Raw genomic sequence first — 247 nt, 5'->3', positions numbered from 1 at the left:
TATGGCGTAATCGCTAGGAACACGCCCCTACTCATCCAGCTTTTCTTTTTGTATTACGGGTTGAATGAAATCGGTTTGAGCACTTTAGAGTGCGCGATTTTAGCGTTAAGCTTTTTATTGGTGGTGGCGTTATTTTTGTGTTGCGTTTTTATCATCGGCGTACCTTTTTTCATCAACGCTTTGTTTAGGGTGCAAAACAGTCTCAAAGAAACTTACAAACTCGCCACCAATTTGAGCGCTAACCTCA

At 41.7% G+C, this 247-nt stretch carries 1 pseudogene; it reads left to right on the top strand.

The features are described from left to right. Positions 1-247: pseudogene (locus BZK24_RS09760) on the top strand (hypothetical protein); the annotation flags it as partial.

This window comes from Helicobacter pylori (genome assembly GCF_001998165.1).
Taxonomy (GTDB): Bacteria; Campylobacterota; Campylobacteria; order Campylobacterales; family Helicobacteraceae; genus Helicobacter; species Helicobacter pylori_DL.
Note: the sequence above shows the minus strand (reverse complement) of the source record. Positions and strands in the feature narration are given on the sequence as shown.